The sequence below is a fragment of the Halolactibacillus alkaliphilus genome (assembly GCF_900115465.1).
In the GTDB taxonomy this organism is placed as follows: Bacteria; Bacillota; Bacilli; order Bacillales; family Amphibacillaceae; genus Halolactibacillus; species Halolactibacillus alkaliphilus.
In genome coordinates this window covers 1-15654 of the sequence record NZ_FOWN01000006.1, presented here as the reverse complement: position 1 = coordinate 15654, position 15654 = coordinate 1, and the positions used below count along the sequence as shown (strand labels likewise).

General features: G+C 38.7%; 12 protein-coding genes. 3 read left to right on the top strand and 9 right to left on the bottom strand.

Annotated features, from left to right (window positions below; translation table 11 throughout):
• Positions 1-136: 136 nt before the first annotated feature.
• Positions 137-2494, top strand: coding sequence for a sensor domain-containing protein (locus BM163_RS03975; RefSeq protein ID WP_170243623.1), 2358 nt, complete (start codon positions 137-139; stop codon positions 2492-2494).
• Positions 2495-2591: 97 nt separating this feature from the next.
• On the opposite strand, the gene BM163_RS03970 is transcribed toward BM163_RS03975, so the two are convergent.
• Both BM163_RS03970 and pgmB read right to left on the bottom strand, forming a co-directional pair.
• On the bottom strand, positions 2592-4895 hold the full coding sequence (locus BM163_RS03970) for a glycoside hydrolase family 65 protein (protein ID WP_089800476.1): 2304 nt from the start codon (positions 4893-4895) through the stop codon (positions 2592-2594).
• 61 nt (positions 4896-4956) lie between these two features.
• Positions 4957-5604, bottom strand: a complete 648-nt coding sequence (gene pgmB / locus BM163_RS03965) for a beta-phosphoglucomutase (protein WP_089800474.1) — start codon at positions 5602-5604, stop codon at positions 4957-4959.
• Positions 5605-5909: 305 nt separating this feature from the next.
• Between pgmB and BM163_RS03960 the strand changes: the two genes are divergently transcribed.
• Entirely contained in the window at positions 5910-6440 is a 531-nt protein-coding gene (locus tag BM163_RS03960) for a hypothetical protein (RefSeq protein ID WP_089800472.1), read from the top strand.
• Between the two features lie 93 nt (positions 6441-6533).
• On the opposite strand, the gene BM163_RS14095 is transcribed toward BM163_RS03960, so the two are convergent.
• The 7 genes from BM163_RS14095 to BM163_RS03925 all read right to left on the bottom strand — a co-directional run bounded on the left by BM163_RS14095 (position 6534) and on the right by BM163_RS03925 (position 15143).
• Positions 6534-9335, bottom strand: coding sequence for a glycosyl hydrolase 53 family protein (locus BM163_RS14095; protein ID WP_089800470.1), 2802 nt, complete (start codon positions 9333-9335; stop codon positions 6534-6536).
• A gap of 193 nt (positions 9336-9528) precedes the next feature.
• Positions 9529-11325 carry a methyl-accepting chemotaxis protein gene (locus BM163_RS03950; RefSeq protein ID WP_089800468.1) on the bottom strand — a complete coding sequence of 599 codons (1797 nt, stop codon included), beginning with the start codon at positions 11323-11325 and terminating at the stop codon, positions 9529-9531.
• Positions 11326-11563: 238 nt separating this feature from the next.
• Positions 11564-11842, bottom strand: coding sequence for an MGMT family protein (locus BM163_RS03945; protein ID WP_218029751.1), 279 nt, complete (start codon positions 11840-11842; stop codon positions 11564-11566).
• A gap of 36 nt (positions 11843-11878) precedes the next feature.
• Positions 11879-12415: a DNA-3-methyladenine glycosylase I gene (locus BM163_RS03940; RefSeq protein WP_089800466.1), complete on the bottom strand. Its 537-nt coding sequence runs from the start codon at positions 12413-12415 to the stop codon at positions 11879-11881.
• Between the two features lie 87 nt (positions 12416-12502).
• Positions 12503-13681, bottom strand: a complete 1179-nt coding sequence (locus BM163_RS03935) for an SH3 domain-containing protein (protein ID WP_089800464.1) — start codon at positions 13679-13681, stop codon at positions 12503-12505.
• Between the two features lie 80 nt (positions 13682-13761).
• Positions 13762-14643 (bottom strand): G5 domain-containing protein, encoded by an 882-nt coding sequence (locus tag BM163_RS03930; RefSeq protein WP_089800462.1) that lies wholly within the window; start codon positions 14641-14643, stop codon positions 13762-13764.
• 38 nt (positions 14644-14681) lie between these two features.
• The gene (locus BM163_RS03925) at positions 14682-15143 is read right to left on the bottom strand and encodes a GNAT family N-acetyltransferase (RefSeq protein WP_089800460.1); all 462 of its coding nucleotides are present in this window, start codon (positions 15141-15143) and stop codon (positions 14682-14684) included.
• 349 nt (positions 15144-15492) lie between these two features.
• Between BM163_RS03925 and BM163_RS03920 the strand changes: the two genes are divergently transcribed.
• A partial coding sequence (locus BM163_RS03920; protein WP_177200250.1) for a transposase occupies positions 15493-15654 on the top strand: 162 nt, incomplete at its 3' end.

Below are 15654 nucleotides of genomic sequence, written 5' to 3'. Positions count from 1 at the left end.
GGCTTATTTGTCTGATTTATCAGAAATAATTATTCGAATAGTTTATCTAGAACTAGGTATCCGACTTTTGTCATGTTATAATGATGTATACGTTTTCGAAAGAGATAAAAGAATGGGATCTAGGGGGCGACGGCAAGTGTCAGAGTTAATGATTGATAAGTATACTGATGATTTTTATTACACATTATTTGAACAACATCACTTACCAGTGCTGATTATTTCACCTCATGATGGACAGATTGTTGATGCCAACAAGACGGCATTAGATTTTTATGGTTATACGAGAAAAAAACTACAGAATATGACTATTCATGACATTAACACGTTATCAAAAGAGGCTATTCAAAATAAAATGGCGGAGGCAAAAGCACGAAAGGAACGGCACTTTCATTTTCGTCACCAGTTAAATAACGGGACAATCCGTGAAGTCAAAGTTAACAGTATTCCCGTCGTATATGAAGGGGAAACGTTGTTATTCTCACTTATCACAGATATCACGCAAGCACTGGAGAACAATGCGTTTTTTCGAACATTATTTGAAAAATCACCTTATGCCATGATGATGATGGATAGAGACTACCAGGTGACAAGAATTAACCAACATTTTGTTTCATTGTTTGGCTACACTGAAGAGGAAGCTATTGGAAAGTCGCCGCAACACTTAATTTATTTGGAGAACAAAGATCAGCTCTTTCAAGCGAATAAACAGTTGATTGAAGAAGATATTGTTATTACCCAAAGCAGTGTAAGAAGGACAAAGTCAGGCGTAATGGTTGATGTTCAAATGGTCGCTATGCCTGTTTACATTGAAAATGTCTTAGTTGCTACGTGTGCGATTTATATTGATAAGCGTGAAGAAGTAGCGCTTAAATCATACAATCAAATGTTAGCATCAGTTTTAGAAAATACAACTCAAGGCGTAGTCATTACTGACACGTTAGGGTCGATTGAATGGGTTAATGACGCTTATACGACAATTACAGGTTATGAAGAAATAGAAGTATTAGGGAGGAACCCGCGGCTATTACAATTTGGAAGACATGATCAAGCCTTCTATCAAGTGATGTGGCATGAGCTTCTTACGCACGGGACATGGTCTGGTGAAATTTGGAACAAACGAAAAAACGGTAGTATATACCCTGAATATTTAAAGATTTTCTCTATAAAAGATGAGACAGAGACCATCGTCAGATTTGTAGGGATTTTTATAGACAACTCAGAAGCCGACGCTCATCGAAAGCAAATCGATGCTTTAGTATCAAGAGATCGCTTGACGGGCTTATATAACCGCTCCTTTATTACTGAGCGTATCAACCAACTACTAGATAATGGTCAGAACTTAACGCTTCTTTATATGGATATCGATGCGTTTAAAGCTGTCAATGACAATTTAGGCCATGCCCACGGTGATGAGTTATTGATTCAGTTTTCGCATTTACTTCGACAGTATTTTGGAGAAGCGTTGTTTGCTCGCGTTAATGGTGACGAGTTTGTTGTTGTGTTATCTGAACATCAAAAGCAGCAGATGGATGATTTAATTGCAGCCTTATTTCTTGCATTATCTGAGCCTTTTGATCTTTTAGGACAGACGATTTATGTCAGTTGCAGTGTGGGTGTTGCAAGCTCATGTGCCCATGTTCAGAATGCGAACGAGTTATTTGTCCATGCAGACGTGGCGATGTATGAAGCAAAAAAATACGACGGTAATGCCCATGTTTACTATGAAGAAGAACTCACAACAGCGATTAAACGGACGTTTCAAATAAAGAATGTGCTTCAGCAAGTCGATTTTTATGAAGTGTTATCGGTACATTATCAGTCTATCATTGACTTAAAGACAGATAAGGTAGTAGGCGCCGAAGCATTGCTTCGATTTGAAACAGCTGAATTAGGTAAAGTGTCACCAGCTGAATTTATTCCCGTCGCAGAAAAACACGGATTGATTATGAAAATTGGCGAATGGGTATTAAAACGTGCCTGTATAGATATGAAGCCAATAGTGTTAACAAATGCTTCGTTTAAGCTAGCTGTAAACGTCTCTATTCAACAATTAGAAGATAAGACATTTAGTGATCGTGTAAAAACTATCTTAAAAGAAACAAACTATCCAGCTGAAAATCTTGTGTTAGAAGTGACAGAGGAAACGTCAATTAGTGATTCAACAAAGGTGAGAAACACACTGAATACCCTTGGGAAAACAGGCATTACAGTGGCCATCGATGACTTCGGTACGGGGTATTCTTCTCTTGAGAAATTGCATGAATTACACGTACACCAATTAAAGATTGACCAATCTTTTATTAGAGATTTAGATAAAACAACGGCTATTGTCCGGGCAATTATTGCCATGGGTAAAAGCTTAGATTTGGCCATTGTGGCTGAAGGGGTTGAAACTAAAAAACAGCTCGACTTTTTAAAGGGAACGACGTGTGACTTTGTCCAAGGTTACTATTTTAGCCGGCCGGTATCGCTAGATGATTTTATAAAAGAGTGAAAAAGGCCAAAAAAGAATTAAAAAAGCATCAAAAATAAAAAAGCCGCAGATAACGCGTCCGTTATCTGCGGCTTGGTTGTTTGACTAAAGATAAAGGCTAGTTTGTCGCAACCGACATAGTTTCGTTGCCTTTAATGTGAATAGATTCATCAAAAATAATCACATCGATATCATTGTGAGATTCATTTGTGATGTCAATCTGTGCTTGAGTGACACGGATATTTAAGCGTGCACCTCTAAAGACAATCTTAAACGAGAAGGCATCCCACTTACCAGGAATAAAGGGACGTAAATGTAACTGTTGGTCGATGACTTTCATACCACCGAATCCTTGAACGACCGACATCCACGTACCAGCCATACTTGTAATGTGGCAGCCATCTTCGGTGTCGTTGTTGTAGTTATCCAAATCTAAGCGTGCCGTTCGTAAATACATATCGTAGGCTTTATCTTGATAACCGAGTTGACAAGCGAGAATTGAGTGAACACAAGGTGATAATGATGATTCATGGACCGTCATTGGCTCGTAGAAGTCAAAGTTACGCTTAATCGTTTCTAAATCATACGTATGATTTAAGAAATGAAGACCTTGTAAGACGTCAGCTTGTTTAATAAAACATGAACGTAATATCCGGTCCCATGACCAGTTTTGATTAAGCGGTAAATGTTTAGCGTCTAATTCTTCTACTTTCATAATCTCTTTATCTAGGAAGTTATCTGCTTGTAAGAAAACATCTAAATCTTCATCAACAGGGTAATACATTTTGTCAATAATCTCTTGCCATTTGGTTGTTTCAACTTCTGATAATTGAAGCTGTTCTATCCATGTATCAAAAGTGGCTGGGTTTGTCATTTTTAATTCTTCTAAACATTCAAGTGTGTACTCTAGCGTCCAGCTAGCGATCCGGTTTGTGTACCAGTTGTTGTTGACGTTATTATCATATTCATTTGGTCCAGTTACTCCGTGCATCATGTACACGTCTTTACGCGGAACGTAGTGCACACGCTCTTCCCAAAAACGTGAGATTTCTACCAATACTTCAATACCAAGTTCACCAATATAGGCTTTATCTCCAGTATAGTTAACGTAATCATAGATAGCATAAGCAATGGCACCGTTGCGGTGGATTTCTTCAAAAGTAATTTCCCATTCATTATGACACTCTTCGCCATTCATTGTTACCATTGGATATAAGGCGCCTTTACTAAAGCCGAGTTTTTTTGCGTTTTCTTTCGCTTTTTCTAAATGATTGTGACGATAAACAAGCAAGTTACGCGCAATACGTTGATCTGCCGTCGCAAGGTAGAAAGGTAAGCAGTAAGCTTCGGTATCCCAGTAAGTGCTGCCACCGTATTTTTCTCCAGTAAACCCTTTTGGCCCAATATTGAGTCTAGCATCTTCACCTGTGTAGGTCTGATTCATATGAAAAATATTAAAACGAATCCCTTGTTGCGCGCTGACGTCACCTTCGATGACGATATCTGAGTCCTGCCATTTCTTTGCCCAAGCTTCTTTTTGGTCGGTCATTAAAGTTTCAAACCCAGTTTCAACAGCATCATGTAGTTTTTTTGTAGCGATTTGTTCTAGTGTGTCGTCTTGGTAGTCTCGATTTGTGACGTTCGCAGCGTACTTATATATTACGGTTGTCTTTCCTTTTTTTAATGTCGTATGAAAGACCACTTCCGCATATTTTTCACGTGTGGATGCTGCATCTGGTTTAATAGCGTCACCATCTGTATAAACATAGGTAGCCTTTTTAGATGTGTAATAAAAATCGAGTTTTTTAGTTTTGACAGTGACAACGGCTTCATTTCCAAAGGCCTCTTCATTGACACTAGCCCAGAATTTTTCATCATAATTGGCGTCACTATTAATGATGTCACCGTCAAGATAAGACGTAATCTCTATTTCACCGTCGAAGTTAACAGGTGTTAGTTTATATTCGATCGCACCTATTTCTTTTGAGGTGATACTAACAAAGCGAGTAGCTTCAACATCAATGATATGACCGTTATGGAGTTTGGCAGAGAATGTACGTGACAAGTAGCCTTCTTTCATATTTAATTCTCGTCTAAAAGCTGTCACGTCTGCCGTATTTAGATCTAGCTCAACACCATCAATGACGATTTTTAAGCCAATCCAGTTCGTGGCATTTAGTACTTTGGCAAAGTATTCAGGGTAACCATTTTTCCACCAACCGACACGGGTTTTATCAGGGTAGTAGACACCTGCCATATAACTGCCTTGTAGTGATTTTCCTGTATAGGTTTCTTCAAAGTTGGCGCGCTGTCCCATGTGGCCATTACCAATACTAAAAATACTCTCAGAAATCTCGTGTTTATCTTTATCAAAGCCTTCTTCAATAATGGACCAAGGGTGTTCTTTTAAATAAGGTTTCATCTGTAATTCCTCCTTGAATATGTGATCGCTTTCATTTTATCTGAGTTAAAAACAACAAGAGCTAATGCTCAAGTCGTGTTAACGTCATAGCGGATAAATCTTTTATATAGTCATCTGCGCCAGTCAAAACTTCCGGGTCGCCAACAGCAACAACATACATACCTGCATTCTTTCCTGCATCAATGCCAGCTTGTGCATCTTCAAAAACGACGCAATCTTTTGGGGCAACACCTAGCAGTTTGGCGCCCTTTAAAAAGACTTCAGGATCAGGTTTAGCTTGTGAGATAACATTGCCATCAACAATAGCATCAAAAGCATCGAGTAACCCGATATTTTTTAAAATAATCGGTGCATTCTTACTCGCAGAACCCAAAGCAAACGCAATGTTAGCTTCTTTTAATGCGTGAAGAAAATCCGTTACACCTGGTAGGATATCTGAAGTATCCATCTGTTTAATCGCCCGCACATATTGTTCGTTTTTTTGTTCAGCAAGTAAGGCTTTTTTATCATCAGGTAGTTCAATGCCAACGACTTCAAGCAAGATGTTGAGTGAATCCATTCGACTCACACCTTTTAACCTTTCGTTGTCATGTTCAGTAAACTCAAATCCTAATTCATTCGCTAGCGCACGCCACGCGATGTAATGATGCTTGGCTGTGTCGACAATAACACCATCTAAGTCAAATAGTACTGCTTTAGGCATTCCCATAGTTATCCTCCTCAAAACGCGTTTCTAATTTCATCATACAACAGTATGAAATAAAATGAAAGCGATTTCGCATATTTATTATGAAAAAAAATAATTTTTTACTGCTTAATGACTTGGTTTTACGCTGTAATGACTTGTCATTGCATTTTCAATCGTGTTTTCAATTTGCATATATCAATGCAATCGGTTTCCTTAGGGAGGGAAGTGTTTTTAAAGATAATAAAATATGGAAGTAGGTGTAAAAAAGTGGTGTCTTATGTTAAAGTGGAAGAGAATAGATGTATAATAAATTGGAGGTATCAGTGATGAAAAAATTAGTAGTAAGTAGCTTGCTTGTGTCACTTCTTGTATTTGTAGTTGGTTGTGGGAATCAAACAGAACAAGTGGTCATCCCGCAGTCGTTCTTTTCTGAAGAAGAGTTGGACAGTATAATTAAAGAAATGGAAGTAGAGGGTGAAGTAGATGTCACCATAAATGAAGATGGCAACCTTGTCTACAATATGCCAAAAGATGAATACGATGAAATGATGGAAGAATTTAGAGATAACATTGATGATATGATTGAAGATGTGTTAGAGGATGAGACACTTTCAGCTGTAACTGATATTAGCGTCAATAACCGTTATAACTCATTTGATGTTACTGTCGATCGAGCGGTCTTTGAAGAAAGTTTTCAAGGGATGTTTATTCTTGGATTAGGTATTAGTGGTGTCATGTATCAAACGTTTGATAATACATCAGATTCAGATTCAGTCACATTTAATTACATTGATCAAGCAACAGGTGAGGTTTATGATACTGTTGTTTATCCAGATGCATTAGAAGAGATGGAGTAACTCTTACACATTTAGAAATGATGAACAATTAACGAGCCGCCTGCCCTGTTAAAAAATAGGGCAGGCGGCTCGTTTTGTTATCTTTTTAGCTTTTTAGTTTGTTTTTCGTGTTCTTATAAAGAAGAAGCTTGCAGCACCTAGGCTTATACATAATAGCCCCAACAACATGAAATTAAAGATGACGGATGCGGTATTTGGTAAGCGTTCTGTCCGTTCGTTTATTTCGTCGGGATGAGTTGTTATTTCTTCTGATGCTTCCAGATTATTATCTGAACTATCTTCTAACGATGCCTCATCAGACTCAGTGTCCGTTGGCTTTGTCGGTCCTGATTGATCTTCTTCGTTGTCTGGCGTGTTGTCTTCAGTACTTGCGCCATTCTCCGAGTTGTTTTCATTTGTATTTTCTTCGTTCTCTGTTTCTTCATCGGTACTTTCATCATCCTCAGTCACATCTCCAGGCTGTTCGTCTGGTTCAATGTCTGATGGGTCTTCTGGTGTCACTTCGGGTAAGTCGCCCGTACGAATAAGTGAGAAGTCATCAAGTGTGCCCCATGCATTTGGATTAGCTTTGATGTGGGCACCAATTGTTAAAGAGCCATCGTGAACTTCAATGAGGTTAATTTCAGTGTATTGCCAGTTTGCCCAACCATTGACAGTTGTTGATTCCTCGTAGCGATGGCTGTTTTCTGCGAATAGCACGAGCTCACTGTCAGTATGATCGCCACCTTGGTTATACATAGATAGTTGATAAATACCAGGCTCAAGATTTGAAATTGTTTGGCTTAAAACAAAGTCAATCGCTGAATCTGAATAGTAGTGTGCATGGTATTGCCCGGTTTTAGAATCTGCTTGGCCTGCTTTAATGGATGCTTGATTGGGTTGTGCATTGAATATCAATGTCCATGCCTCACTTTGGTTTTCAAAGCTTGGGTCAATAATATAATTTTTAGCATGCACATGAATGGTTAACGTGACGTTATCACCTCGTACGGTCGTACCTGACGTTTGATAAGTGCCAGCTTTTAAATCACCAGTCAGTTCTTCAAAGCTTGCTTGAACGTTTTCTGTCGAGCCATCAGTATAGTGATAAACGACACTATCTGGGTAAGTCACTTCTTCTCCAACATTGATAGAGACGTCTTGGGCAACAATCTCTCTTAGTATAACAGGAGCGACTGTGCCTGTTTTAACGTAGTTAAAGATATTCGCTGATGGAAGTGGATGTCCATCAAAATCAAACCAGGCTTGGTTATCTACGGCGCTTCCACCGTACCACTTACCTGCGTCAGCTGGATCATATTCGGTTGCGTAACTAGATGCCCATCCTGAGCCATATGTTTCCCAAATCACTTTGTTCTCTTCGAGATTCTCTGGTGGTCCAACAGGTAACCATGCTGGCTCCCAGTAGAAGACGCCGATACCGCGTTCACCAATGGATGCCATGGTAGCGATCGCATCTCGAATAGCATCTGCTTGGCCTTGGACCGTATAAGGATAAGGTGGGTTTTGTTCTGTCCCTTTAATCGTATTCTCATGTCCATCACCGTCTTCTGGTGTGTACGCGTAGCTTGTTTCAACCATTAAGACGTCTTTATCATATGTGTCAGCAATGGCTGTTAGTGTACTTTTTAAGTTCGCTAATGTTCCGTGCCAGAATGAATAGTAACTTGTCGCAAAGATATCATAATCAATCGCTGCGTCATCTAATTGTTTTGCATAGCCAGGATACGTGCCTTTTTCAGGATTCGTGAAATGAAGGGCAATGTCAATAGATGAATCAAATGCACGTACGGCTTTTGTCCCTGCGTCAAACAGCGGCAACATATTTGCCCAACCTGATTCACCTGCCATACCGTTATTTGTCTCGTTTCCAACTTGAACCATACCGATGTCGACACCTGCTGCTTTTAGAGTTTCAAGTGTCTCGGTTGTAAAGGTAGTAATGGCGTCTTGTTTTTCCGCTATCGAAAAACCTTCCCATGCTTTTGGTGCCATTTGTTTTCCAGGGTCTGCCCAAAAGTCAGAATAATGGAAGTTCACAAGTACTTTCATGCCAGCGGCTGTCGCACGCTCGCCGATAGTTTGTGCTGTTGCTACATCGTTATTTCCGCCTCCGTAGCCAAGCCCTCCGGCAGTGTAGGGGTCATTCCATACTTTGACACGAATATAGTTAACGCCTTTTTCCTTTAATATAGTAAAAATATCTTCTTTCTCACCAGCATCGTTATAAAACGTAACGCCACTGTTTTCAAGAGCTATGATTGAACTAATATCGACACCGTTAATAAAGTCATCTGTTAAGCCATCAACTTTTTCAACATGAATATCAGCTTCAACAGGGCCGAGATTGTCGTTTGAATCAGTGACGGGTAAAAGTGTCACATCATCAAGATAGCCCCAACCACCAGGCTCAACATCAACAGCAATCGTAATCACGAGCGTGTCGGTTTCATCTGTAGTGAAGGTTAAGCTATTTGTCTCCCAATTCTCCCAACCGCTTGTATCAAAACCGTCAGATGTCACATCGTTAACTGACAAAGTGAGGTGACCTTTTTCAGCGTCACTGCCACCCATCGACTGAACGGAAAGGGTATATGTACCCGGAACAACGTCTGGTACGGTTTGTGTGAGTGTCACTGTCTCTGTCTGGTTGTGACTATTGCTGTTGTAGTAATTCATATGGTATTTGCCGGTTTTCACATCAGTCTCTGTATGCGTCAGTGTTAACTGTTCCCAGTTTGAAGAGTGGAATACCCAACCTTCTTCTTCGTATGGATCTGTTTCAAATCCTGGATTAGTGATTAAATTACTTGCCCTTACCATTTCGATTGGCGTGATGAGTTGAAGTAGTAGGACGAACAGTAGTAAATAACTGATCGGTGTTTTTTTCTGCATGTGTTTCACTCCTTGGTTTGTTTGATACCTCTATTATAAGAGCGCTTTCACACTGGCGTATAGATAATATAACTCGGAAATATCTTCAGATTGTTAAACTTTTACGAGAAGATATGTTTAAATGATAAAGCTACCCCGTCTGTCCATTGAAAAATGAACGGAGGGGTAGCTCTTTTTAGCACTGATTAATATATTAGTAATGATACGTTTGTAATTCTTCTTTAAAGCTTTGAGTGAGAAGTTTGAACTGCTCTAGTTGCTCAGTTAATTTTTGAATTTCAATGGTATAAGTTTGTACACTGGCACTTGCTTCTTCAGTCGAAGCGGAGTTTTCAACCGCAATGGCAGCGAGTGACTCCATAGTAGTAAAGAGCTGTTCAATTGCGCGTGTTTCTTTTTCTAATTCTTCTGTTGTATCGACCATCTTTTCTGCGATGGTGTCGATGGATTGGTAAGACTTTTCTGTTTCATTTATCGCCGCATTCATTGTTTCTGTTTCAGCACCAATGACCGAGAATTGTTCTGTTAAACCGTTGACCATTAAATCTAAGTCATGAAGAAAGGCGCCAAGGTTTGTTTGAATAGCTTCTGCCGCATCATTTGATTCTGTCGCAAGCTTTCTTACTTCTTCAGCAACCACAGAGAATCCTTTCCCCATTTCACCAGCACGAGCGGCTTCAATAGATGCATTTAAAGCGAGTAAATTTGTCTGCTCGGCAATCGAAGTCACGACGGTCGTAATCTTTTCGATTTCTTTTCCTTTCTCTTTTAGAGTTACACTCTCATTACGTACACCTTCAAATACATGAAGGGACTTGGTGAGCGCTTTTTTCGTTTGATCGAGATTGTTAAAGGCAGATTTAATCGCTGTCATTTGTTTTTTTAGTAAATCACGACTATCAAGTTCTGTTTCTGTTATGTTCGTAATCGCCTGGATATTCCGTTCAAGTCGACCGACACCGTCTTCTGTTTCTTCTGCTTGTGTGGTCGCGGTATCTGCCAGCTCATCAACAACTTGTCGAATATCCGTACTTGTTTCGCTCATATTACTTGAAATAGTATTTAAATCAAGGCTAAAGTTTTCAAGCTCTTCAGTCATACTCATAAAACTAATAAAATCTTCACTAAGCTGCAATTTATAGTGATTAATCGCTTCATGTATGCTCTCAAACTCATCTTTCCCACTTTGTATTGTTGTCGTCACCACAAAATGCTTATTATTCAAATCGGCCAAGTTTTCAATAATGGCCTTTACAGGGCGCATCACTTGATTTATCCCGATAAAGCCTATGACACCAAAACCGATAGGGATCATATATGTAGGCATGTTAACTAGCTGTTGTAGGTAAGTTAAAATACTTCCAGAAATTAAAAAGAATAAGCCTAACTTTACATCCGTACGCTTAATGACTCCAAAGGAGAGCATGTTTGACACAAGAAAACGTTTTTTCTTTCTGATTTGGTAGGGAAAGGTAAGTTCAAGAACCATTTCCCCATCTTGCCGATGGCGTTCTTGTACATCTACTTCTTCATTAAAGTGCTTCTTTGCGCCAACGAGTAGACCGTGTAAATAATCGTACATATTCCGTTTGGACCGATACGTTAACTGAGCGGTATATGGTCCAATGACCTCTAAGTCAAGGCCTGGCGGGTTAGAGCCTGCAATGCGCTTTCTAACAACTTGATGGACGTCATTCATTGAGTTTAAAAATTGAAACATATTATCTTTTTTAAAGAATGAACCAAACCCTTGATAGAAAGATTGGACATTGTCTTCCCCGATTTTTAACCATAAATCTTCCGTTGCCATTTGTTTATCATCTGCGACACGTTCAATAAACATAAAGATTTTTGTATCTTCAATATTATCAATCGGAGATATGGTTCTTTTTGGGTTAATGCCTGCGGCTTCTAAGCGGGGATGAATAAAGTCAGCGGAATAAAGCCGAGTTAAAGTGTTAATCCATGTTTTTACGACGGTTCCTTTCATAAGTGTTCCTCTTTTCTATAATTGTTCTACGACAATTTTATCAGAACTTTAGAATCATGTCTTGGTATTCTACTTAAAATACAAGAAATCTTAACAAATATTGTACTAACATGCGGACAAATCAATAAAAATGTATAAGAAAGTAACTGAAAATGGCTAAGGTATGTCATAAGTAAGTAAAAAGATCTACAAAAAAACCACTTGAAAGTGGTTAATAAAAGAAGTCGTATAAAAAAGGTTACATTATAGCTCCGGATCGAGAAATGACAAGACCTTCGGATTCAAGTTTTTGAATTTGTATTCGTCTTAATTCGGGTTCTTTTATAGAAATTCTCCCACCTTTTGCGACAACACGGTGCCAGGGCAGAGCGTCGCCTTCGCGCTTAAGAATACTGCTTACGGCTCTAGCTGCGCGTGGACGACCAGCTAACACCGCAACATCACCGTAACTTATCCATTCACCAGATGGGATAGATGTAACAATCTGAATGACCTGTTGTTTAAAATCTTGTGTCACGATAAGTGCCTCCAATCGATATGTCTCATGCGATGTTTACTTGAAATCACATGTGACATCATGATCATTGATAAAACCTGTTGCCTGAAAGAAACTATAAAGTGTGGTAGGACCGATAAACTTAAATCCATCCTGTTTCATTGTTTTTACTATTTTTTTGCATATATCTATTGTTAAAGTCTGTGCATTTTGCGAGTGTTCGGTTAAATGAGACTCAATGTGATTCGTTAAATAGGTATAAAATTTTTCTGTCTGTTCAATCTGTAGCACCGCCTCAGCATTTTGGCTAACAGCTTCAAGCTTTTTCTTATGACGAATGATTGTAGGATCTGTTAGCCATAGTTCAATATCGTTAGTATCAGCCTGTGATAATTTGACTAAATCGTAACAAAAGAACGTTGTTTGAAAAGCTGCGCGTTTTTTTAATACAGTTAAAAATGACAGACCAGATTGCATCAGTTCAAGTGTTAAAGCTTCAAAAAGTTGTTGTGTCTCTGTGGTGTGTTTGCCCCATTCGTTGTCGTGGTAAGCAATATAAAGCGGGTCATCATTGACCCAGTGGCAGCGTCTCATTGTCTCACTCCTCAAAAGCTCAACCACTATATTTCCCAGGAAATATAGTGGTTGAGAATTGTGTGATAGAATAGCGGTTGTGAATAATTAGTACTGGCTTAAACCAGCGTCAGTTGTTTGAATAATGACAGGCGATTGACTAGGATTTAACCAGGTAAGTATTTGTTTGACATGGCTTTCACTTGTTCCGACACAACCTAATGTGTAGTTGTTTGCAACGTGAAAGAAAATTGCACTCCCTTTATAAGGCGTACGATTAGTATTGTAATTAATTACAAAACCATAACGATACTGCGGGATCTTCATATTTTCTGCGCTAGACCATTGATCTTGAGTTGCTTGTCGTGATTGCCATGTATTATATAGTGCTGATTCTGAATCATCTACCCACACATCGTCATCAGATATTTTCCGGTAATTTAGCGCGGTGCCTGGATTTGAAGGTATACCAAAGGCTGTGCCGATAGAATATTTCCCAGCAGGGGTTTTACCGTCACCCTCTTTTTTAGACGTTGTAATGCCGTTTTTCCCAACAAAACCAGATGTCTTAAGTATCGAGATGAAATGACCGTTAGCATCACGCTCAAAAGTTTCAATTGTTGCTTTTTGGCTGGAGGCAGAGGGTGTTGTAACAAGAATGACCTGGTTATTTGCAGAAACAGTTGAGAGTTGATTTGCACGATTCTTTTGTGGTGAATGCGTATCCTTAGTTGGAGCGGTAGTTGCTGTTTCTTCTTTATCATTTTTAGCTGTTGTTTGATTAGTTGGTTTTGTATCAGTTGTGGTATCTGTGTTAGTTTGTTCATCATCTTTTTCTATCACGGTGGTCGGCTGGTCGCTTAAGTAACGATGGTGCACAAACCCAACAGCTGTATCTTTTCGAACGGCAACCCATAATGTATCTGAGACGTTTGAACCTACTTCAACTTGATCGTGCTCATATAAGAGGGTGGTGACTGGGTAATCTGTTGATGGTCCCTCCCTCATATTCAAACTGCTGATATTAACATATTTAGTCGACGTAGACGAGAAGTAATCTGTAGCGGAGTATTCAACTAATTTTTCTGGTTCCACAATTGATACTTCCTGTTCTTCTGTTTCCGCTGTGTTATGTTTAAAAGATAGGGTGGCTTTTTCTTTTGGCACAAATACTGAACGTGTGTTAGTAAAGGTCGAAAGATAGGCTGGTGTATGTATGAGTTGGGACATTAGAATAAGACTAATAGTAACTAATGATACGGTTATTAATTTGATAAGCTGATGCATGGTTTACCTCCCCAGGAGCCCTTTACATCGTTAAGTAATAAAAGATAATGTAAGGGGCGATTGTCTGTTGTGATTTTAGTCTATTCTGATGTTTCTTCTTCTGTTTCAGAAGGAGAGTTATCAGCTGGTTTTGTGCCGATATGGATAACTTCATCTACGTGTGTAGATTCATTACTGATTTCTTTTTTACTTATTTCCACATTATCTTTAAAAGTTATTTCATACGTGATTGTTCTAACGCCATTTTTGCCTTTAACCACGACTTTACTTGTGCCTTCTATTAGGTCATCGTTTTCTTGTTTAATAACATCATAAGATACATTTTTAGTGATGGTTTCCAATTTAGTAGTGATTTTCGGTTCGGATGTCGTTACATTGTTGTTTGATGGTGTCGTAGAAGAAGTATGTGTTGTATTTGTCTCGGTTGTTGTATGGTTTGTCTCATCATCTTCTAAATTATCCACATCATCGAGTTCAGAGTTAATGGTTAGTGAATGAGGTTCATCTGATAAATAGCTTGGGTTCACGAAACCATAAACGTCTCCATATTGAACGGCAACCCATTCGGTTTGATCAGTGTCGTAGTTAAATTGTTCTCGCGTAATTAATTCTCCGACTGTTATTTCATCATTTTGAAATAGTGTGGCGACAATATCGTATGATGTACTCGGACCTAACCGCAAATATAATGAAGAGGCATCGACATACATCACCGATGGTGATGTGAAAAGGTGAAGCATATCTTCTTCAGAAAGCGGGAAGTCAAGTAATTGATCTAGGTCAACATGACTTTCAAGCGACAGATTATCCCCTCTTGCCATTAAAACACTAAAAGGTTTTTTAGGTGAATTATATGAAGGATAATAATTAAATGTTTGTTGACGATTAATGGTGATAAGCACGATTAAGATGATAAGCGATAATATGCTTATTGCCCATGTGAATAGTGATTGTTTCCGCATGATTCTCTCCTTTTAAAAAATCTTTCATAAGTATTAAGCTAAATACGTTTCACAAATATGAGTCGGTCTCGGGTAGGAATGCCATTTTCATATAAAGGCGTTGGATAGTTTGTAAAGAAATCAAGTTCAAGATCAACGAGTCTAAACCCTAACTTTTGATAAAAGGCAATATTATCAATGCTTGAGTTGGCGGTTCCAACAGTTATTTCACGATAGCCTTTTTCTTTGTAAAAATCAGTGGCTTGTAAAAGGACAGACTTGCCATAGCCTTGATTTCTAATAGTTGATTTAATCGCAATATTTTTAAGTTCGACCGTCCGTGGTTTAGGGAATGTGAAGAGACACACACCGATTACACGTTGCTCACGCTTGATTAAAAATAAATCACCAGAGTGAAGGTAACTTTTAACGAGAACTTCGTTTGGATCAGCTTCAAGCAACAAGGGCATATACTCAGCTCGTTTTTCTTTGGCGACGGCAATAATAGAAATAGAACTCATAAATCAACCTCCTAAAGAAATGATAAATAAAGTGTATCATGTTTTGACATCGGGTGGGGAAATAATTATCGTTTTTGTGAGAAAAATGGCAAATATAACGTACTAATGACTGCCATTTTTATTATGAATGTAGCCGAAGAAGAAAAAAACCTAAGCTTATGGATAGCCCATTTGCTTAGATTTTAACGCACTTCCGAAAGAAGTCTCCCTCTTCAAGCGTGTGAAGGGCGTAGCCCAACGATAAGGGGGAGATGAATGTCGGTTGGGCGACAGCCCAAAGGTTTTTTATTTTGTCTTTTTTCTTATTATGGTATAATCAGTCTTATTAAGTATAAGGATTGAGATAACAATGAAATTAGACAGTAACAATCATTCAGTATTTTTGATGCATTACCATCTTGTGTTAGTTGTGAAGTATCGAAGAAAAGTAATAGATGATACGATTTCGGATTATGCCAAAGATAAATTTGTGTCATTGAGTGAAAAATATAATATCACATTAGTTGAATGG